The 21,674-nt window shown below is 42.4% G+C and carries 18 protein-coding genes; 6 read left to right on the plus strand and 12 right to left on the minus strand.

The window, feature by feature from the left end; translation table 11 throughout:
• Positions 1-34 precede the first annotated feature (34 nt).
• Together IGI71_RS09410 and IGI71_RS09415 are read left to right on the plus strand one after the other, a co-directional pair.
• Entirely contained in the window at positions 35-739 is a 705-nt protein-coding gene (locus IGI71_RS09410) for a histidine phosphatase family protein (protein WP_005236258.1), read from the plus strand.
• Between the two features lie 148 nt (positions 740-887).
• Positions 888-1,721: an undecaprenyl-diphosphate phosphatase gene (locus tag IGI71_RS09415; protein WP_016620835.1), complete on the plus strand. Its 834-nt coding sequence runs from the start codon at positions 888-890 to the stop codon at positions 1,719-1,721.
• A gap of 74 nt (positions 1,722-1,795) precedes the next feature.
• Here the strand turns inward: IGI71_RS09415 and IGI71_RS09420 are convergent, their stop codons facing one another.
• Both IGI71_RS09420 and IGI71_RS09425 read right to left on the minus strand, forming a co-directional pair.
• Positions 1,796-2,419, minus strand: a complete 624-nt coding sequence (locus tag IGI71_RS09420) for a DUF47 domain-containing protein (protein ID WP_008381351.1) — start codon at positions 2,417-2,419, stop codon at positions 1,796-1,798.
• 12 nt (positions 2,420-2,431) lie between these two features.
• Positions 2,432-3,487, minus strand: coding sequence for an inorganic phosphate transporter (locus tag IGI71_RS09425; RefSeq protein WP_430615512.1), 1,056 nt, complete (start codon positions 3,485-3,487; stop codon positions 2,432-2,434).
• Between the two features lie 236 nt (positions 3,488-3,723).
• Here IGI71_RS09425 and rpsT point away from each other — a divergent pair, with 236 nt between their 5' ends.
• Entirely contained in the window at positions 3,724-3,978 is a 255-nt protein-coding gene (rpsT, locus tag IGI71_RS09430) for a 30S ribosomal protein S20 (protein WP_005230162.1), read from the plus strand.
• 52 nt (positions 3,979-4,030) lie between these two features.
• Here the strand turns inward: rpsT and holA are convergent, their stop codons facing one another.
• From holA to IGI71_RS09460, 6 genes are all read right to left on the minus strand, one after another.
• Positions 4,031-5,050 (minus strand): DNA polymerase III subunit delta, encoded by a 1,020-nt coding sequence (gene holA / locus IGI71_RS09435; protein ID WP_034869424.1) that lies wholly within the window; start codon positions 5,048-5,050, stop codon positions 4,031-4,033.
• 31 nt (positions 5,051-5,081) lie between these two features.
• Complete coding sequence (locus IGI71_RS09440; RefSeq protein WP_430615514.1) at positions 5,082-7,325, minus strand: DNA internalization-related competence protein ComEC/Rec2; 2,244 nt, start codon at positions 7,323-7,325, stop codon at positions 5,082-5,084.
• On the minus strand, positions 7,297-7,794 hold the full coding sequence (locus IGI71_RS09445; protein WP_005230159.1) for a ComE operon protein 2: 498 nt from the start codon (positions 7,792-7,794) through the stop codon (positions 7,297-7,299). Before IGI71_RS09445 ends, IGI71_RS09440 begins: the two co-directional genes overlap by 29 nt.
• 93 nt (positions 7,795-7,887) lie before the next feature.
• Entirely contained in the window at positions 7,888-8,529 is a 642-nt protein-coding gene (locus tag IGI71_RS09450) for a helix-hairpin-helix domain-containing protein (RefSeq protein WP_430615516.1), read from the minus strand.
• An 86-nt stretch (positions 8,530-8,615) separates the two neighbouring features.
• On the minus strand, positions 8,616-11,210 hold the full coding sequence (locus tag IGI71_RS09455; protein ID WP_430615519.1) for a family 78 glycoside hydrolase catalytic domain: 2,595 nt from the start codon (positions 11,208-11,210) through the stop codon (positions 8,616-8,618).
• A 19-nt stretch (positions 11,211-11,229) separates the two neighbouring features.
• The gene (locus tag IGI71_RS09460) at positions 11,230-12,519 is read right to left on the minus strand and encodes a PTS sugar transporter subunit IIC (RefSeq protein WP_128432641.1); all 1,290 of its coding nucleotides are present in this window, start codon (positions 12,517-12,519) and stop codon (positions 11,230-11,232) included.
• Positions 12,520-12,686: 167 nt separating this feature from the next.
• On the opposite strand from IGI71_RS09460, the gene IGI71_RS09465 reads away from it, so the two are divergent.
• Positions 12,687-13,712 (plus strand): AraC family transcriptional regulator, encoded by a 1,026-nt coding sequence (locus IGI71_RS09465; protein ID WP_153884060.1) that lies wholly within the window; start codon positions 12,687-12,689, stop codon positions 13,710-13,712.
• A gap of 118 nt (positions 13,713-13,830) precedes the next feature.
• Here the strand turns inward: IGI71_RS09465 and IGI71_RS09470 are convergent, their stop codons facing one another.
• Positions 13,831-14,871 carry a CAP domain-containing protein gene (locus tag IGI71_RS09470; RefSeq protein WP_153884059.1) on the minus strand — a complete coding sequence of 347 codons (1,041 nt, stop codon included), beginning with the start codon at positions 14,869-14,871 and terminating at the stop codon, positions 13,831-13,833.
• Positions 14,872-15,071: 200 nt separating this feature from the next.
• Positions 15,072-16,871: a penicillin-binding transpeptidase domain-containing protein gene (locus tag IGI71_RS09475; RefSeq protein WP_118215103.1), complete on the minus strand. Its 1,800-nt coding sequence runs from the start codon at positions 16,869-16,871 to the stop codon at positions 15,072-15,074.
• Between the two features lie 170 nt (positions 16,872-17,041).
• On the opposite strand from IGI71_RS09475, the gene IGI71_RS09480 reads away from it, so the two are divergent.
• Together IGI71_RS09480 and IGI71_RS09485 are read left to right on the plus strand one after the other, a co-directional pair.
• On the plus strand, positions 17,042-17,710 hold the full coding sequence (locus IGI71_RS09480; protein ID WP_005230154.1) for a response regulator transcription factor: 669 nt from the start codon (positions 17,042-17,044) through the stop codon (positions 17,708-17,710).
• Entirely contained in the window at positions 17,700-19,142 is a 1,443-nt protein-coding gene (locus IGI71_RS09485) for a sensor histidine kinase (RefSeq protein ID WP_142964861.1), read from the plus strand. The genes IGI71_RS09480 and IGI71_RS09485 overlap by 11 nt, the downstream gene beginning before the upstream one ends.
• 73 nt (positions 19,143-19,215) lie before the next feature.
• On the opposite strand, the gene IGI71_RS09490 is transcribed toward IGI71_RS09485, so the two are convergent.
• Positions 19,216-19,833, minus strand: a complete 618-nt coding sequence (locus tag IGI71_RS09490) for an HAD-IA family hydrolase (RefSeq protein ID WP_005230151.1) — start codon at positions 19,831-19,833, stop codon at positions 19,216-19,218.
• A 216-nt stretch (positions 19,834-20,049) separates the two neighbouring features.
• On the minus strand, positions 20,050-21,642 hold the full coding sequence (locus tag IGI71_RS09495; RefSeq protein ID WP_153884089.1) for a TPM domain-containing protein: 1,593 nt from the start codon (positions 21,640-21,642) through the stop codon (positions 20,050-20,052).
• Positions 21,643-21,674: the final 32 nt, after the last annotated feature.

Below are 21,674 nucleotides of genomic sequence, written 5' to 3' on the forward strand. Positions count from 1 at the left end.
ACGTATGACGAATCAAAAGGAGGAATAACTAGTTATGGCAAAGACGGAATTGTATGTCGTGCGTCACGGAAAAACAATGTTTAACACATTGCAGCGGGTGCAAGGCTGGTGTGACACACCATTGACTCGAACCGGTGAACAAGGCATCCACTATTTAGGCCTTGGGTTACGCGATGTGGATTTTGTAGAAGCAGTATCCAGTGACAGCGGTCGCGCGATTGAAACCATGCGTCTGATACTGGGTGAACATGTCAGAGGACCGGAGATCCCTTATCACATCGACAAACGGATTCGTGAATGGTGCTTTGGCTCACTTGAAGGGGCCTATGATGCAGAAATGTGGGGCGTTCTGCCGCGGATTCTTGATTTTCCTGATTATGATGAGATGATTGCTAATCATGTCACGTTTGAGGCGATCGCCAATGCGATCTACCACGCCGATACAGCCAATTGGGCGGAAACCTTTGATGTTTTGACCGAACGTGTCAAAACAGGGTTTGAAGATATCGCCTATCGCGTTGAGAAAAAAGGCGGCGGCAATGCGTTAGTTGTGTCTCACGGCTTAACGATCGCTTTTCTTTTGCATCTGATCAATGATGAGAACAATGTTCGTATGGATATTGAAAATGGTTCGGTCACTCGACTGATCTACGAAGACGGCAGCTTTACCATCGCCGAAGTTGGTAACACAGAATACATCAAAAAAGGCTTAGCGCTCTCTCAAGAGCTTTTGTCCTAAGAGAAACCTCTGACGGCTAATCAATTTCTTCAAGAAAGGAGCAGTTTTTGTTTTAAAAACTGCCCTCTTTTTTTAGGAAAAAGATTGGTATTCGAATCAGGAAACGGTATACTAAGAGTTGTATTTTGTCATAGAAAGGACTGGACCAATGTTTTTTACAAATTTTATAAAAGCGATTTTATTTGGGATCATTGAAGGGATCACGGAATGGCTGCCAATTAGCAGCACTGGTCACTTGATTCTTGCCGACGAATTTATCGGTTTGAATGTTACCCCCGAATTTATGACGATGTTCAATGTTGTCATTCAATTGGGCGCGATACTAGCGGTCGTCTACTTATATTTCCATAAACTGAACCCTTTTTCCCCACAAAAAAATGAAATAGAGAAAAAAGATACGTGGACGTTATGGTTTAAAGTTATTGTTGCGGTCTTGCCATCGGTTATTATCGGATTGCCGTTAGATGATTGGTTAGATGCGCACTTCTACAACTTTTTCTCCGTTTCGATCGTCTTGATCGTTTATGGGATCGGCTTTATCGTAGTTGAAAAACGAAACAAGAATAAAGCACCGAAATGTACCGATTTGAACAAATTCACCTACAAAGCGGCCTTGATTGTCGGCATGTTCCAGGTATTGGCATTGATCCCAGGAACTTCTCGTTCTGGTGCTACTATCTTAGGTGCTATCATGATCGGCGCTTCTCGTTATGTTGCTGCTGAATTTTCATTTTTCTTAGGTATTCCAACCATGTTTGGTGCCAGTGCCTTGAAAATCTTCAAGTTTTTGAAAGATGGCAATGCCTTTGATTTACAAGGAACCGTCATCTTATTAACAGGAACCATCGTCTCATTCATCGTTTCGATCATCGCGATCCGTTTCTTGATGAACTACATCAAGCGTAACGATTTTACCGTATTTGGATGGTATCGTATCGTTTTAGGAATCATTTTGATCGGCTATTGGCTGATCCAATTATAAGCAAAAAGAGCAACTCTTGTGGCACTTACCTGCCCAAGAGTTGCTCTTTTTTTGTTTGAAAGGTCTCTAGTTCCTCACGTGTTTTTGATTACCATACCGTCAATAATATCCACCGCACTTTCGGTGTCGTTGATAATTGATTCAAAACGATCATAAACATCTTTCCATTTAATGATTTCAAGAACGTCCGTTTCGTCTGTGAATAACGCTTTTTTCATTTTTGAATACAAACGGTCTGCTTCTGATTCAATCGTATTCACATCATTAATCATTTGACGCAATGTTTTTGAATTTTTGAACTTAGGAAATTCTTTTAAGGCCGTTTCAACGCCTTGTGTCGCTTGAACGATCATTCCAGCAAATAAGTTGGTTTCAGGGCGGATCTTCGTAATGACCAAATTCTCAAATAAATAAGTCAGTCCCATAATGCCATCCAAAATATCATCTAGACGCTCTGAAATGACTAGGATGTCCTCGCGATCGATAGGGGTGATAAATGAATCATATAACTCATTGGTTAGCTCAGCGATCACTTTATCCCCTTCTTTTTCCAAAGCATGAATCTCAGCTGCTGCTTCGGTCAATGCTCGTTCAGAATAATCGTTGATCAAAAGCGAAAAACGTTTGGCAGCTAAATGGCCGTTCGTCGCCAACTGCTCCATTGCTGCAAAATAATCGAATCCTTTTTTTCGTGCCATTACTTTCTCTCCTCACAAAATTAGCAATAAAATTTTCACCATTAGAAACGCAATCAATCCACAGCCAGGAAAGGTTAAAATCCAAGCATAGATCATTTCTTTTACAATGCGCCAATCAACGCTAGAAAAACGCCGAGACGCTCCAACGCCCATGATAGCGGTCGTTTTCGTGTGCGTTGTTGAAACTGGGATACCAAATACGGAAGACAAGAACAAACAGATTGCTGCAGTAACATCTGCAGAAAAGCCTTGGTATTTTTCCAGTTTTACCATATCCATCCCCACTGATTTAATGATCTTCATCCCACCGACCGATGTACCGATCCCCATGGTCAAGGAACAAAGAACCATCACCCACAGTGGGATGGCAAAGCCATTGCCGGTCTTTTCAGCAAGATTGTTGTAAAAAAGGCCTAACATGAACACACCCATGAATTTTTGTCCATCTTGGGCACCATGCAAGAAGGCATTGGCACCAGCCGCAATGGCTTGACCAACTGTAAAAATTTTGTTGGCTTTTCGCCGTTGGGTATCGCGAAAGAGCCATACGATCAGTTTCGTGATCAGAAAGCCGCCAATGAAGCCCATCAACGTAGAAACGACAAGACCGATCAAAACTTTCAGCCACTCCTCGCCATTGACTGCATGTAACCCACCAAGGGCCATGGCTGCACCAGTCAGTCCTGCGATCAACGCGTGGGATTCACTGGTTGGGATCCCAAAATACCAAGCTGCGACCGTCCAAACAACAATTGAAAATAAGGCAGCGGCTAATGCGATCTGTGAGACCCGAAAACTCCCGCCTGAATCAAAAGTCACAATGTTGCTGATGGTTTCTGCAACTTGCGCATTAAAATACGTCATCACTAGCACACCTAAGAAATTCATCACGACAGCCATGCCAATGGCGATATTCGGGCGTAAGACTCTCGTGGAGACAGCGGTTGCAATAGCATTCGGCGCATCCGTCCACCCGTTGACGAAAATCACCCCTAATGACAAGACAATCGTTAGAAACAAAGCGATATTCACATAGATTCCCCCATTTAAAAATTCCGAAGTAATCATAGCATAGAAAGCTCTTTCTGTGTAAACTTTTTATAACTATTCAGTAAAAAATGTGCAAAGAAGCATTTTTTAAAACCATAAAGCAAAAAATAGCACGGTCAAAAAACAAATTTTTGTGTTAAGTAAAATTTCTTTACAACTTTTATTGCAATCACTCTTGGCATTAGGTATAATGACTAGTGTTGATTTATACGTTTTCTAAACGTAATTGAACTTTTTTTTCGGAGGTGAAATACATGCCAAACATTGAATCTGCAATCAAACGTGTTCGCACAAGCGAAGCGGCTAATGCTAAGAATTCATCTCAAGTAAGCACAATGCGTACAGCAATCAAAAAATTTGATCAAGCTGTTGAAGCTGGTGCTGATAACGTAGATGCGTTATATAAAGATGCTGTTAAAGCAATCGATATGGCTGAGACTAAAGGATTGATCCACAAGAACAAAGCTAGTCGCGACAAATCTCGTTTAAGTAAAAAAATTGCAAAATAAGCAAATTAAGAAAGGCGCAGCAATCATCGATTGCTGCGCCTTTCTTTTTGACTTACTGTTTGCCATGTTTTAAAACAAATAGCTGGAACAAATACTCTTTGTCCATCTGACCACTTTTCACTAAGTAATCATTTTCGATCAATTCACTATATAGTGCCGCTAATTGCTTTTCTCCAAACCCCCGAGCTTGCTGCATCGCTAACTTCACTCGGTACGGATGAATCCCCAACGTTTCTGCGATATTGGCTTGCTGGTAGCCAATTTTCATCAAAATCGCCGCCTGTAACAGCAGACGGACTTGGCTGATCAAGATAGCATTGATCTTGATCGTCTCTTCCCCTTGCAATAATAGATCGTCATACAAGCGCAACGCATCCGATACGTTCCCCTTTAAGACATCGCTGGTTAATTCAAAGACATTGTGTTCCAACGTCTTAGGGATCAACTGCAAGACGATCTCTTTCGTAATTTTATTGCCATTTCCTGCATACAGCCGTAGTTTCTGTAACTCCTGCATCGCTTTTGATAGGTGCAGATCCGTTAACCGTAAAAACAAATCAAACGCCTCTCGGCTCATTTCGATGCCATCATTGGCCAACGACTGTTGGAGATACTGACGCACGTCGGCTTCTTTCATAGGTGCGACATCAATCACAACTGCGGCTTTCTTCAACTGCTTAGTAATTTTTTTCCGTTCATCTAATTTATCGACATCTGCAAAAATCACCATTACCGATGATTCCAATGGGTCTTTGATATAATTCAAAAAATCATCTAGGTCATGCTCAGGTGCATTGCTCTTTTTTTCAGCCGTTAAGAAAAATGGCCGCTCAACGAACAGTAATCGCTGATCGCCAAAAAAAGGCAACGATTGGGCTTCTTGGATCACCATATCAAGGGGATCTTTCTCCATGTCAAAGGAAGCAAAATTCAGATCATCTTTCCCAACGGAAAAACGCTCCAAAAAGGCCGTGCGAACTTGCTCTTGTAAAAACATTTCACTGCCGATGACCAGATAAATCGATTGCAACTCCTTGGTTCGAATTGCTTGCAACGCTTTTTGTAATTCCATCGTTCCCCCCGCTTTCATTCTTATCCTACCATTAGTCAATCGGATAGTCTAGCAGCGTTTTTATCAAAAATGATTGTTGTTTTTCAGACCAAATAAATTGGATCATGCCCTGCTGATCGGTTCGCAAAACGGTCTGATTTGCCAATGTTTCAAGCACCTCTTCATGAGGATGCCCGTACCGATTGTTCCGTCCACTTGAAACGATCCCGAATTGGGGATCGATTGCCGCAACAAACTCAGGTGCCGTCGAGGTTCGACTGCCATGATGCCCTAGTTTCAATACATCAACTTTTAAATTCGGATAATCATGAATCAACTTTTTTTCCCCTGCTTGTTCGAGATCGCCAGTAAACAAAAATGTTTTATCCCCTACCTTGGTTTTAATCACCATCGAATCTTCGTTTTGTCCTGCACCTGATTCTGGTGCCAATACTTGCAACTGAAGGAAATCACCCACCACTTGGCCAACCGTCGTCCAAACAACGCTTGTCTGCTTAGGCAGTTCGTTTAAAAGCTTGGCGATGCGGTGATCTTGTTCACTTCCTGGTACAAGATATAACGTTTCAACAGGGATCGCCTTCATCAATGCTAGCGCATCTCCCATATGGTCCGTGTCCCCATGAGTTAGAAACAAACCAGTAATCTTCCTGACTCCTTCCCCTTTCAAAAAAGGAATCAATGTAGATTCCGCGGCAGCTTGTCGTTTGCGCTCTTGCCAGTTTTCTTTCGGAAAAGATAGAGAACCTCCAGTATCGATCACATAAACTTCGCGATTTTTTTCTGCCTGTAAAACGATACTATCGCCTTGACCAACGTCGACATAACTAATGGTGGGTAAAACGCGATTCTGTTGAAAGACCATTGGTACAACAAGCGAAAAACAGATCACCAGCAGCCACCGTTTCTTTTGGTAACAGAGCAGGCCAAGCAAACAACAACTAGCTGCCAATCCTGCAGGAAGGGCACCCACCGTTATCGATACGCCTCCTACAGCGCCCACGACAACTTCCATAAGTAATAAAAGCTCTTCAAAAAGCGCAATCAGCCCACTGATGGTTGGGAAAAGCGTCCCAGCAATGAACATTAAGAAACAGGCTGGCAGCAAAACCAATTGAAAAAACGGTAAAAAGACAAACGTCAAAAAGCCCCCAAATAATGGAAATTCATAAAAGAGCGAGACAATGACAGGCGCAGCCAACACCGTGAGGAACTGACTGCGCCAAAACCACGCCAATTTGATCGGTCGCTGCATCATTATCAGGAAGGTCATCAAAAGACTTAGTTGCCCCGATGTTTGAAGCAATACTTTGGGATCAACGAATAAAAGAGCCGTTAAGACGATCCCATAATGATCACTTGCCGATAGCCGTTGTTGATAAAGAGTGGTCACTTGAGTAACCCACAATGCCAAGACAGCACGCCAGACACTAATGCCGCCGCCACAAATCCCAATTACGACCAATAAAAAGACCCCCATTGGCAACAGCATTTCTTTTTGCGTAAACCCCAATCGGCAGAAGCATCCGCGAAACCACTTGAAAAATAAGACGACATGCATTCCTGAGATCGTAAAGAAATGCAATAAGCCACTAGCACGATACATTTGACGTACTTCTTGAAAGTCATGGTCTTTAAAACCAAAGAGCAACGCATTGATATAGGCTGCTGAGCGTTCAGGAAAGATTCGTTGCACAGAAGAAATAACCTCTGCTCGAACTTTTGCAAGCGAAAAGTCTGAGTCTGCTGCTTCCATTCCTACAACTTGCTCGATATGGACTGTGCCAATAATTGATCGACTGGCTAGATAGGCAGAATAGTCAAACCCGTGTCGGTTTCGTGGTTTTTCAGGAAGAGAAAAAAATCCTTTCACCAGCAGCTTTCTTCCCCAAACGGATCGATCCTGCCATTGCTGTTTTTCAGTCTCTGAAGAAATCGTGTAACGGCCAATCACTTTACCTGCGGAAGATTTTGCTTCAAACGTAAGCAGATCGCCATTGATTTTGATCGTGTCTGGCAACACATTGACTACCCCTTGATACTCACCTTCTTGTATGTTTCCAGTCCGAGAAAGACAGACGCGGACACTTAACAGCAACAGTCCGACAAAACAAATCATGCACAAAAATGCTTGTCGTCTTAAGACAAGCATCACGAAATAATAAAGTGCAATGAGTCCCAGTAAGATGGACTGCACATAGTAAGCAGTCACCGAACAAGCAAAAACAATACTAAGAAATAAAAATGAATCAGTTCTCTTTTGTTGGTTGTGCATCATTCAGCACACCAAATGAAAGTTTTTCAAAATACACCGGATCAAGTTCAACTTGGTGGACGGAAGCACCTACTTGTTGAATCAATTCCATTGCATACTGATTGTTACGATAGTCATTCAAATAATGGATCGTTTTGACTCCTGCTTGCAAAATTGCTTTCGTACAGGGAAGGCAAGGGAAATGCGTCACATAGATTTCCGCATTGTCTGTTGACACCCCTAATTTTGCACATTGCAATAAGGCATTCATTTCTGCATGAATCGTCCGAATACAATGGTCATCGACAACATAACAGCCATCGTCGATGCAGTGTACATCGCCACTGACTGACCCATTGTAGCCTCCAGCGATGATTCGGCGATCTTTGACTAATGTAGCGCCGACTTCAAGTCGGGAACACGTACTGCGTAAAGAAAGTAAAACAGCTTGCGCCATAAAATACTGGTCCCAAGGGATTCTCGTATTGCTCATTCATTTGCTCCTTTGCGATTGATTAGTTCTATTCTAATCGAATTTCTTGAATTTTCAACCGTCATTTCTTAGTATTTCTTACTTTTATTTGGTTCAGTCCGTCACTGTAATCATCTCTTTCAAGGACTCAAAGGTCTTCTCTCCGATGCCTGTGATCTTTTTTAGGTCATCAATCTGTTTAAAAAAGCCATATTCTTCGCGGTAAGCGATGATTGCTTCTGCTTTTTTGGCACCCACACCTGGCAGTTCTTGCAGTTGCTGCGCATTGGCTTGATTCAGATTGATTTGTGTCACTGCTGTCTGGCTGCCACCTACTCCTGAAGCATTCATCTCCGTAAACGCTTGATCCTCTTTATGCGGGACGATCACCATCTGTTGATCTTGCAGCACCTGTGCTAAGTTTATGGCTGTTTCTAACGCCTCTTCTGTCAGACCACCTGCTTGTTCGATCAATTCATACATCCGCGCACCTGATTTTAAACGATAAATGCCCGGTTGGTGCACTTCTCCTTTGACATCGATAACTATCTCATACCCTTCATCGTGAAGACCATCTTCTTGAAGGGTTCCACCTTCCTCCATTTCAGACGATTGGCCTGCTGCATCTGCCATTGATTGCCAGTTTGTTTCTTTGTTTTGCGAGAACGGTACAAACCAGATGATCAGCAAAACCATCAAAACAGCACCACCAACTGCAAATCGCCAATAGTCTTTGAGCAGCTTCCATTGATCCATTTTCACCACCTCATAGATGAAATACGCAAAAAATAGAAAACGACAGAAAAAAGTCAACACTTTCCACGTGTCGACTTTTTCACTAGCTAAGAAGTAATCGTATATATACAGGTAACTTTCTGTTGGCTCCCCACATCCTCTATTTTCTCGCTGACTTTTCTAAAACCTTTCATCTGACTGATTTCATAGCCACATGTTCGTGGCAACTCCACCGTTAAGCGAACGGTACGATCAGTCTTTTCCCAGCTTAAAGTTACTAATCCAAACGTACTTTGTAAGGAGCCTTTGACATGAGCTACAGGTACATCGAAGGCTGGTTGTATCAGTATCCCAGCGCTTGTCATCTGAATGCCTAATAAATGACGGACAAACCAATACCCATAAGAAGCAAACATGGCATGATTCAACGAACCCTCGTAAGTGGCTGAATGTTGCGGCGTTGGAAAATGTTCCATCAAAGTGCCGTTTCCGCTTGCCAGCATTGCTGCATAACTAGGTGCAGATTTCCTCGTTAACCAATTAAAAATAATATCATTATAGCCAGCTTCAGCCAGCAACTGATAACTCCATGCCATCCCGAAGATGCCGAAAGAGAAAATCCCCTCTTGCTGCTTGATCCGTTGTACTAATTTTGGCAAGATTTGTTTTTTCTCACTGAGTCCTGTTTTCATTGCAAAGATCATGCTAGACAAGGTGCCCGCACCGTATTGCTCATTTCCTTTAGAAAACTGCTGTTTGATTTGCTGTGTCGTGTACTGGATCGCTGCTGTCACTCGCTGACAATAGTCCTCGTTACCAATGATACTCAAGTCGATCAATTCTTGGTAACGCTGTAGTAAATGCAGATACATGCAGGCAGAGCAAAAGGACTGATCTGGCGAAGTAATGACCCCGTTTCGCTGAGTTTCATCAATTGCTCCCCAATCACCGAGGCAGCACTGGGCGATATAATCAAAATCAAAAGCGAGTAAATAGTTGAGATGCCGTTCCAACTGTGGACGCAGCTTGGCAACCGCTGCTTGTTTCCCATAGGTCTTGACCAATGCCAAAGCAAGCTCTGGAACTACCAATTGCCACCCTAACGCACCACCACCATTTGATGGACCATTTGTCATGATTCCTACAAATGGCGCAGTTGCAGTCATTGCACCATCCGGTCGTTGGTCGTTGGCAAAATCCCACAACACTTTTTCCAACAACGGCTCAATCGCCAGATCTGCCATCTGTGTTGGCAATAAAGCGACGATGTCTCCGCCATATCCGAACCGCTCACGGGTGCAGTCCTCAAAATACGAGTGGATGTTGTTCAACCGCGTGGCTTGGCCAACCGCCCATAACTCATTTAAGAAGGGATCGGAGGTTTCAAGGGTTACCAACGATTTCACATCCGTATGCAGGCGATAGGCTTTGATTGCGCCTACATTCGCTTGAAGGTTGTTAGCAGGTTTCGTCTCGATCAACGCATAGCGAAAGGAATGATACGTGTAGCGGTTTTCAAAAACGAACGTCCTCGCTGCCGTTTTCTCAATGATGTCTCGTTGAACGATGGGATCATCTGGCTGCTTCCCTTCATAGGGATCGTATATGCCATAATTTCCACTGATCGTAGACGTATAATCTGGGTTGCCTTGCTCATCTAATGTTTCTGCATAGCTGATTCTGATCTGACCAATGAAATCTTTCTCAAGTGTACAAGCAAATTGACCGCTGATGATTTGACCGAAGTCAATAAGCAGTCCCGCTGCAGTTTCGGTCATTTTTTGGGGAACGATCGATTGTGTGCGCTTGATTTTAGGAATAAAGCTTGGCTTAAAACGTCCCGCGGGACCAGCAATTTGTACCGTTTTTCCTTCTGGACGAGGATCAGGTACATCGGTAACGATTTCTCCTATATAAAGATTGTTTTGCAAATAAGGCCCAAAACTACTTTGCCACTGATTGTCTGAGTAAATGTAGCGATTCTCTCCTCCGTCATTTAACTGAAGCTCCCCCCAGAAACAGGGTTTACCGATCGCTAGTTGTTTGCGGATGTTATACCGACCTAAAATCTCAATCGGAGCAGGGTTGTACCAGCCATTCGCAAGTTCAACTTCGATCCGATTGTCTCCCTCCTGTAAAAAATCAGTTAACTCATAAGTATCATAGTAGACGACTCGATCATAGTTCGTTACATCACTGTTTAAATAAACATCTGATACCGTTTTTCCATTAACAGACAAGCGATAAAAACCAAGCCCGCAGCAATCGATCACTGCATAGGAAGGACACTTTTCCAGTGTGAAGGAGCGGGACAAGCAGCTATTTTTCTCTTCTGAAAAATAAAACCGTTCTTTTTTAATTGGATCATCTAAGCGAGTGATCCACTTGCCCATGGTTTCTTTAGGTTGCTCACGCTTTTCTATCGTGAAAAACACACTGCTGTAAATGGTGACATCGTTGCCTGCTCCTGCTGTCAATTTGACTTGATATTTTTTTCGCTGTGGATGCTGTGGTAAATGGACCGCCATTTTATTCTCAGAAGCGGCTATGTTGGAAACGTCATACACTGCTTGCTGCTGTTCATTGAAGAGTTGCAATCGATAGCCTTGGTGATTGGTCATTGACCATTCAATAAGGATCGGATCATTTAAATCCACTGTTAATGGCTTTGTCTTCCCGTTGATGGTTATCGTTTCTTTCATAAGCTGCTCCTTTCGTGGGTTATTGTGCTTCTTCAATACAGATCTGCTTATCAGCAACTTTGATAAATGGCAACCAAATCATCGTTGCGATCACGATCAAGACGATTTGTAACAATGCGCCCATGATACTACCAGTGACAAAATAGCCGCTAATGATCGGCGGAGTCGTCCAAGGAATTTGTGCAAGCCCTGTTGGGATCGGGACTAACCCGAAATAAAAGGCAAAGTAAGCGACGATCGTTGTAACGGCATTCGCAAAAACAAAGGGAATGAGAAAACTGAAATTCAACATTAACGGTATCCCGAACAACGCTGGTTCACCGATATTGAAAATATAAGGAACACTAGCAATTTTTCCAACCTCTTTGTACTGTTTGCTTTTTGCTACGATCAAAATAGCAATGATCGCACCGACGACCCCAATCGAGGCAAAATGATTCCGAAAGCTCATACTGATAATATTCGTTGGAATCTCTCCCGCCACTGATGCCACACGATTTTGATCTTCAAGGACTTGATGGATTGGGTCCATCACTGCTTGAATGATCGAAGTTCCATGAAGGCCAAAAAACCACAAGAATTGCTCGAAAATTTTCACAACGACCATTCCAACTAGGGAGCCACCTAACATAGTTAATGGAATCCCAAGGGTCCCATTGATCAACGTCATGGCATCACTGTTAAATAAGGCTTCGATGATGAGTCGGATGACCCAAATCGTCGTGATGACAAGAAAAGATGGAATCACCGATTCGAATGGACCAGAAACAGCTGGTGGTACCGCTGCTGGCATTTTGATTTTGATTCCTTTGCCCTCAATTTTTTTATAAAGAACTGTACTAAAAATACCGACAATAATCGCTAAAAACATCGATTGCGCGCTAACGCGGGTGATATCTAAAAAAGTCCCTGCTTCCATTGCATCCAACGGTGTTAATAGTAAAAAGGAAACAAAAGCAGTTAAGACACATTGCAAAACATTTGTTTCAAGTTTTTCTGCCAGTGATTTTGCGAGGGAAATGACAACTAGCAAACCACCGATTGCGAGTGTGGCATTGTTGACATAGAGCAATTTCTCTTGCCAGACACTAGCATCTTCTGTTCGCAACACAATAGTAATAAAATCGGTCACTTGTTGGATCGGAAAAAAAGCAATAATCAAAAAGATCGACGCAATAAAGGTGAATGGCATGTAAGCTAACATTGCATCCCTAACTGAAGTAATATAAATATTCCCATTGACTTTACTTGCAAATGGACCAAGGGTACTTTGGATCTTATCCCCTAATGATGGTTTGTCGTGGTTCATGGTGATTCCCCATTTCTTTCGAATTTGCTGGTACTATTGACTATTATTATCATCCGGATTATGATAATTGATAACGCTACCATACAAGTATTATATACTATCTCTACCTGTCTTCAATGACGATACTCTACTATTTCATTGACTATTTTTTACCTAAGGAGAAAGCGATGGATAAACAAAACATTCTGCAGCAGTTACAACAATTGACGACTACTGAAGAAATAGCCCTTAAAAAGACGCAAACCCTTCCATACAATTATGAGGATTTCAAGAAAGTCTACACTGAGAAAAATGAGCCAATTTACCAATATACCTTCGAAAAACACCTTTCTCGTCTCATACGAAAACGACCGCAGGATAGCGGATTTCTTAAGACAAGCCAGCTCTTGATTTTAAAACATGCACGCTTTTCTTCTACGCCACTACATCAGCATGATTTTATCGAAATGAATTATGTTTTTTCTGGAACAGTCACGATCATGATCAATGAGAAAAAAGTGATCCTAAAGGCAGGTGACTTTTGCTTACTAGATACTGGGGTGATCCACCAAATTATCGAAACAAATCAAGACGACATTGTTATTAACTTTTTGATCAGCAAAGAGTACTTTTCCACCCAGATGCTCAGTCGGTTGGCCTCCAATAGCATGATCGCCGATTTTGCCATCAATGCGTTATCTGAAAGCCAAAAGCACAATCAATACTTAGTGTTTGAAACGAGTAACAACGACTATTTGATTGATGCGATTTTCGGGGTCTTGGCCCAGTTCTTCAATCCCTCCTTCGGTTCTCATGAGGTCATCCATTCCTATATGATCATTATTTTTTCCGAACTTGTTCGTAATTTCCAAGAAAAACAACGGATCGAGTCGCAAAACAGTGACCAATTGTACCTCGGAGAAGTGTTGGACTATCTGGAGAAACATTTCGCTACTTGCACACTAGCTTCGGTTGCGGAGACATTTGGATACAACCCGAGCTATTTGAGTCGCCGTATCAGTCAGCAGCTTGGTGGATCCTTTGTGACGATCCTTCAAGAATTAAAACTCAATCAAGCCAGTTTATTGTTGAGAAACTCTTCCCTACCTGTGGAACAAATCGCACACCAAGTCGGCTATAAAAATGTCTCATTCTTCTATAAGCTGTTTCAAAAGAAGTATCAGTGCTCTCCTCATGCCTACCGTCAAAACTAAACAATACTGCTGCTCACCATTTTATCGACAAAAAAACACTGCTCACTTGATGCTGCTAACGCAGCAATCTCAAATGAGCAGTGTTTTTTAACTAATCAGTTTCAAGCAATTCAGGAATTTACGACGCCGATTCTCGGTGATACAACGTTGTATAATATGGCTGTTCGCTGGTATCGATCGCAATACCGATCCCGAGAAATTGATACTCATCATTTAGAATCGTTGCCCGATGTCCCTCTGAATTCATTAAACCTTGATGGGCGTAAATACTGCTGGCTTGGCCAAATGCCAAATTTTCCCCTGCAGCAGTGAAGCTGATCCCGTCTTCTTGCATCCGATCAAATGGAGTTGATCCATCTAATCCGATATGGTCAAAGTATCGATGTTCTGCCATATCTTGGCTATGCTTCACGGCAGTCTCACTGGTTGCTTCGCTGAAACCAAGGGGTGACAAACCAAATTTCACTCGGGTGGCATTCGTTAATTCAAATAACTGTGTTCGTAAACCGCTTAAAATGGCGGCTTGATTTTGGCGAAAATCATTCGCATGGCGTGTTTCTAGGGAGCGATTGATGATTTGGATCGCAGTCACTGTATCTTCGGCATGAACATCATAGAAAAAAGTAATCAATTGATCGTCTTGCAAGAACAGATCATAGTCGGCATCCGAATCGATGCGATACCGTCGTGATCCTCGTTGTAGACTTTCTTGACGCGTCCCCATCTGATTACGAACGCTTGCTTTTGAAGATCCGATACCTAGCGTGTCATCGATAAGAATCGTATCTTGATTCGTATAGATCCCTTGCGCAATATCATGTTCATCGTACATCACCATCATGAAGTTACGAAAATCATCGTGATAGGAAGTCCAGTTCAGTCCATACCGATTCGCTGATTCATTGATCGCTTCCCCAAAGGTTTCTTCGATCACTTGTCGTGATTCATTATATAAATATGTCTGGGCAGGCGTTTCTGCCGCTGGCCTTGCTGAAGTGTCTTGTGAAAGAGAAAATTGGGACGAGAGAGATTGAGTGATCTCGTTGAGTCGGGCATCACGAAATGCCAAGCGCCCGTCTTGCCATGTGATCATCTGGCTTGCAAAATAAAGAAGCCCGATGAGAAAAATGCTTTTGATCAAGAATTTTATTTTTTTCATATGACACCTCCGTCAATGAATCTTTATGTGTTAGCTTTAGCGCGATCGTTTATCCATTCTCATTCATCCCTAGATTGGATCGCTGATGCACCCTTCCTGTCTTTTCTAAAGACTATCATTCCTGTGGGAAGTTGACCAGCTGCATCATGAAATTTCTTAGATGATCTAGGTCTTTTTAAGCTCCTGTTAAGAAACTTTTTTTACTCACGAAAACTTTGCAGCGCCATCGAACGCTCCATCAAGGGATTGGCGATTTTAGCTAATGTATGTCGATCGTATTCTTCTGGTCGCTTGATAGTGAGGTAAAGAATAAACTGTGGATCATCCGTTGGGTAGATGGAGACCGCCGAATAAATATAATCAAACTCTCCCGTCATGTAGCCTTGACCATTCTCATTGGCGATCTGAGCAGTCCCAGTTTTGACAGAAATCTCATGGTTCGTCAGTTGGTATACATCATAAGCGGTGCCATAACGTTCATCCGTCACTACATCGGTCATGTATTCTAAAACAGCATCAGCTGCTGCTTGTGAAATAGGCTGGGAAACGACTTCTGGAAAAACTTGGGTCTCTTCCCCTACTCGCCGAATCAACTGCGGACGTATCATCTCGCCACCATTGGCAAATGCACTAAATAGCTGCATCATCTGCATCTGATTGACGCCGATCGCATGGCCATAGGAACTCATGGCATAATCCACCCGATTTCTTGAAGGTAAGATCCCAGGCACTTCCCCAGGAAGCTCACTTCCTGTAACTTTCCCTAGTCCAAAATCAGTTAAATACTGTGCCCAATTATCAAAACCGATCCGTTGCTGAAGTCGAACCATCCCAGTGTTGCTTGACCAAGCTAACGCTTGCCGCATCGTCAACTCACCATTTGCTCCTGAGTCGTGGTCATTAATGACTCGATCTTCAATCTGCATACTCACAGGATTGTAGCGTTCCGTCGGATCAAAAACACCTTCATCAATAGCTGCCGCAACGGTTGCCAGCTTCAAGGTCGAACCAGGCTCATACATCTCTTCCGTAAAAAGATTACGCCAAATAAAGTGTTCATCCGCAATTCCTTCTTGGGTCTCTGGATGAAAACTAGGTCTTTGAGCCATCGTTAAAATCTCCCCAGTTTTCGCATCCATCAATAAAGCCGTTAGATTTTCTGGTCGTGTTTGTTCCATAACTTCATCCATCACTGATTCAGTGAATAACTGCAGATGAGCATCTAATGTCGTCCAAACATCATTCCCATCTACTCCTTCTTCTACGGTTTGATTGGTTGCGGGAACAGGATTCCCTGAAGCATTGACTTGAAAGGACTCTCGCCCATTTTGATTCTTCAAAAAGTCGTTGAGTACATATTCTAATCCAGAAACTCCGACTCGGATCTCTTCATCATCTGACGTTGTCCCTATCAAATGTGAAGAAAAGATACCATTCGGATAACTGCGACTTGAACGAGCATCGAAATAGATACCATTGATTCCAGCTGCATCAAACGCCGCTTCGATTTGATTTCGAGTAGTCACACTTAGACCACTGCCAACATTGCCAAATTCCACTTGAAAGACAGGCGGATCTGTTTGATTCGCACCATCTGACAAGATTGACAAAACTTGCTCGTTAGAAATAGGTAAATACTCCGAAAGAATCGCTGCGGTCTCTTCAAAGCGCGCTCTGTCTAGATACATGGGTCGTCCATTATCAATGTAATCTTCAGAAAGAACCGCTCGAACAGTATAGGAAAGAATATCTTGTGCGATCACTGTCCCCTGCCGATCAAAAATCGCCCCTCGACTTGTTTCGATCGATCTTGAACTATAATACAAATTTTCTATTCTTTCAGACAAAGAGACGCCAGCAATCACGCCGACTTGAACAATGTAAATCAAACGTGCAGAAAACCCCATAAAAAGCGCAAGACTGATTATGTATAACCAATGACCGACTAGCTTACGATTTTTCTTTGCTTTTTTCTTTCTGACCATATGATAGTCATACATTGCCAAAGCGCTCCTTTCGATTGAATATACCTCTATAGTATTGGGTATTTGTGATGATCTTGTGAGGGAAAGAACAATTATTTTTCAAAGAGTCATTTTCCTATTAAATCAGCGATTATGCTGTGATATACTTTAAAAAATATAAATTATTTTTAAGGATGTGAATAAATTTGCAAAAAATATTGATCGTTGATGATGATACTCATATGCGTGCCTTAGTGAAAACTTATGCGGAGATCGAAGGGTATCTATGTTTTGAGGCAGCGGATGGAAAAGAAACTTTGGAAAAATTAACCAATCATTCATTCGATTTGATCCTCCTAGATGTCATGATGCCGGGAAAAGATGGCTTTCAGACGCTTTCGGAAATCAGAGGCAGCTGTAACACGCCAGTCATTATGATTACCGCTCGAAAGGAAGAGTATGACAAACTCTTTGGCTTCAATCTCGGTGCCGATGATTATATTGCCAAGCCATTTAGCCCTAAAGAGCTGATGGCTCGCATCAAAGCTGTGTTGAAACGAAGCAGTCAGTTTCAGTTCGAAAAGATCGTTTTTGGTGATCTCGAAGTCAATGTTTTTTCTCATACTGTAACGATCAATGGGAATCCTCTGCCGCTTACGCCAAAAGAATTCGATCTGCTGGTCTATTTGACGAAAAATAATCATATCGCTTTGAGCCGAGAATCAATTTTAGAAGGTGTCTGGGGCTTTGATTATTTCGGAGATACCAGAACAGTGGATACACACATCAAGTCCTTGCGAGAGCGTCTAGGGGATTACCGAGAGTTGATCCAAACGGTTTGGGGAGTTGGGTATAAATTTGATTATGAAGACTAGTCGATTAGGTTTTACTTACATCAAAAGTAAATTACTCGTGCGGCTTTGGTCCGCCAATATGCTGCTGGTCATCATTGGCATCGCTTTTTTGTGGACTGTTCAAATTTTGCTCTTTGAACCAAATTATATCAATGTAACGAAAGAATCACTTTTAGAAACAGTTCAGGAAACAGCTGCCGCTATTGAAGAAATGGCAGTAGATCCAGATGATTTACCAGAAGAGCCATTACTTTTCCTCAGTAAAACGATCGTTGGGACTCTTTTCTTAGTCGACGAGGATGGCGAAATTCTGGCGGCATTTAACAATGGACAACAATTAAACATAGATGGGTTGAGCAACGAATACAACTGGTTGTTATCTCACGCACCAACTGTCCTTGATGGTGAGAGCCTGAGTGCTGTAGAAGACTTTGAAAAGTCTTCTGCCATTCTTATTGGCGTTCCTACCACTCTTTTCCAACGCCCAGCTGCCCTTTTGCTCTCCAATACGATCACTCAAATCGAAGCGCTTCAAAGCTTGAATCGACAGCAACTCTTTCTATTCACCATCATATTAACTATTTTTGCGTCAACGATCTCCTTTTTTTTAGCACAGCATTTTATTCGCCCAATCAAAACCATCAAAGAAGCCATCATCCGCTTAACCAACGGCGAGCTTTATTCCGTACCCAAACTTAAGCGTAGTGATGAATTAGGTACACTTTCTGAATCGGTTGCGGACTTAAGCACAGAACTTCAGCGAGTAGACGTCTTGCGAAAAGAAGTCATTGCCAATGTTTCTCATGAACTACGCTCCCCCCTCGCGTTGATCACTGGCTATGGGGAGATGGTACGTGATGTATCTGGAAACGACGAACGTCTTCGAAAAGAACATATGGACCTAATTATCAGCGAAGCCCACCGTATGAGTGCTATGGTCGATGACATCATGGATTTCTCTATCATGCAAGCTGGCTACACACAACTTAAAAATGAAATCTGGAATACATACGAGGTGGTTTCCTCCGTCGTTGCTTACGCAAGAGGGATCGCCAATCAATATGACATCACTGTCGATTTTGAAGCAGATCGTACGAATGGAAATGCTCTTTTTGATCGCATCAAAATGGAACAGGTTTTGCGTAATTTAATAAACAACGGCATCAACCATACACCTAAAAATGAACGACTCTTAATCAAATTAACGAATACATCTGCAGGAACAAAAGTTGCTGTCATCAATCCTGGAAAAGATATCCCTCCAGAACAACTCGAACTTATTTGGGAAAGATACCAACGCGTCCAACATCAAGCAGGACATAAAGAAGGAACCGGCATCGGCTTAGCGATCGTAAAAACCATTTTGACTTCTCATGCCTTCGAATATGGCGCTGAGTCGAAAAATGGCGTGACTTGTTTTTGGTTTGTTGTGCCGAGACTAGAAGATCAATGAGAACTACGTTTATACCGTTCATCATGAGTACTGAATGACTTACTTTCTATGCACAAAAAAAAGCCTTGATTTCTCAAGACTTAATGATTTCTTGTATTTCAGCCATTGATTGGACGGTATGGTCGGCAGATACATCTTTTAAGAGACCTTCTATATCATAAAATATCGTCTTGACACCTGCTCCTTGTCCTGCAAAAACATCCATCGTGCGATCGCCGATCATGACAGTCTGATCTTTGTCTAGTTGATACTTTTCAACAAGATAAATCAGGGAAGTTGGATCCGGTTTGCGGGGGAAGTTGTTTTCTGGGCCAACGATCTCAACGATCAGGTCTGCCATCTGTTCTTTTTCTAACAACTCTTTCGTTGAGACGACATCGCGGTGGGTCAAAATGTAGTTCTTGCCCCCAGCAGCAACCACGGCTTCTAATGTTTCTTTGGTTCCTGCAAAGGAAAGCGGCAAACGATCATCCAGCGCTTCATTTGCTTTGAATGCTTTAGTGAACTCTTGAAAATCTAAGTTGTATTTTTCAGCAACTTTTTTGGAAGATGAATCTTTCAGTATATAATAAATCTCCGCTGGATCTGGATCAAAGCCATACTCCTTCAATGTCTTGATAAAAGCTTTTAACATGATTGGGTAGCTGTCGTAAAGTGTTCCGTCAAAATCCCATATGTAAGATTGGTACATGATATCCCTCGTTTTCTCCCTTTTTCAAATGAATGAAAGTTCCATTCATTTTCAGTAACTCTAAAAAGTTTACCACACTTTGTTTGGTTTGTCTTATTTATCAAGGGATTTCCTCTACAAGAAAAAACGCCATTGACCATACAATCCTTCCGCTTGCACAAACCTACATGCAAGCGAATGTATTGCAGAACAATGAACGTTCTTCCTTACGAAAAATTACCAGCTACCAGAAACACCGCCACCGCTGCTGCTTCCTCCGCTAAAGCCGCCAAAATCATTCGAAGAACTTTGCGTATCGGCAATGACTTGTTCTTGATGGGTCACATGATTATTCATCATCACAAAGAACAACGCCATATTCATACCATGGGGGTCATACTCTTGGCGAGCATTATTCAAAACGGCTGCTCGATCAGAAGCATCAAATGAGGATAATTTGTTCGCTAAATCTGGGTGATTTTGATAAACCTGTTTCAAGTCAACTTGGAACAAGGCATCTGTTTTCACTTCCGCTAGAACATCAGAAACTTCTTTTGGAATGGCTTGTACCATCTCAGGATAGGTCGCTTTTTCCGTCACAAGTTGAGCTAAGTATCGTCCTTGCTCATTGCGTCTTCTGATCTCTTCTTTGGCTTGCTTGGCTATTTCTGCTCGATAAGCATCTGCTAAAGGCAGATTTTCGGGTAACACCGCATCAGTCAAATCGTAGTCTGCCATCCGTTCAGTCACTTCCCTGCCTAATTGGGCTTCATAGGTTTTTAAGGTGTCATGTTGTGTAAGGATCACCTGACCGAACTGTTTGACCGTGGTTTGTTTCTTCATCAGCAAGTTTGAAAAATAGGCGCCAATTGCTGGATTCGTCAAGCTGTGTTGGATGACTCGTTTATCCGCTGTCGACAATCCAGTGACCGAAGTCAATTTCGCTGGCACATAAGTCCTCGTCACATACTGCGTAAATGCTTTTTGACAATCTTTTGCTGTCTGATACTGATGGTAACGCTGATAGTTCTTTCTATTGCTAGCCCATTTCAAGAAATCTTTCTGTTGGAAGTGACTATCTTCTAACAGATGTTTCGGCAATGGCAGGTGCTCTTCAAAACGCCGTTTGGTTTTAAGATGGCGAATACCGATGAACCCGACAAGGCCTGCAGCAGCAGCTGCTACGACACCACTGACGATTTTGCCAATAGTGAACCACATCTGCTTAGTGGCTTCTGCTTCTTGTGCCTGTTTTTCTGCTAACATTTGCTTGCCATCTTGATAGATCGTCCCTAAACCAATCGTTTCATCCGCTTCTTTCATTCGCTGATAGACTTCATTAGAAGCTGCCAATATCGCTGTATCATAATCTTCATCTCGTAATGCGTCTTTGGCATCTTCATCCACTAAATCATCTTCCGATAGCTCACTGAAGACATAGGATAGTCCATCGCCATAACCCAGACGAAATTCACGATCGTCAATGGCAAAGAGAAACAATAGTCCATTATTGTCCTCTGGATTTCCTAAACCATACTCATTGAACAGTTCCAAATTACGCTCTTCAATCGATTGCCCATCTAAAGAAGGGATCGTGATCACAGCATATTCTGGTGCTCCAGTCAATGATTGAAAGCCCTCTTTATTCAAAGTATCGATTTGTTTGATCGTCTCTTGTGAAAGGACCCCGGCATCATCACGAACAAATGTCTGTCCAAAGGCAATTGATGGTTGAAGGACAAAAAATCCCATCAAACCAACAAAAACCAACATCCCAAGTTGGAAGATTTTCTTCATTTTACCACCCCTTTTCATCGTGTTATCTTTCATTGTATTCGATTTCAAATGATAAAACATCCGCC

Origin of the sequence: Enterococcus sp. DIV1279b (assembly GCF_050531515.1) — a bacterium.
In the GTDB taxonomy this organism is placed as follows: domain Bacteria; phylum Bacillota; class Bacilli; order Lactobacillales; family Enterococcaceae; genus Enterococcus_D; species Enterococcus_D casseliflavus.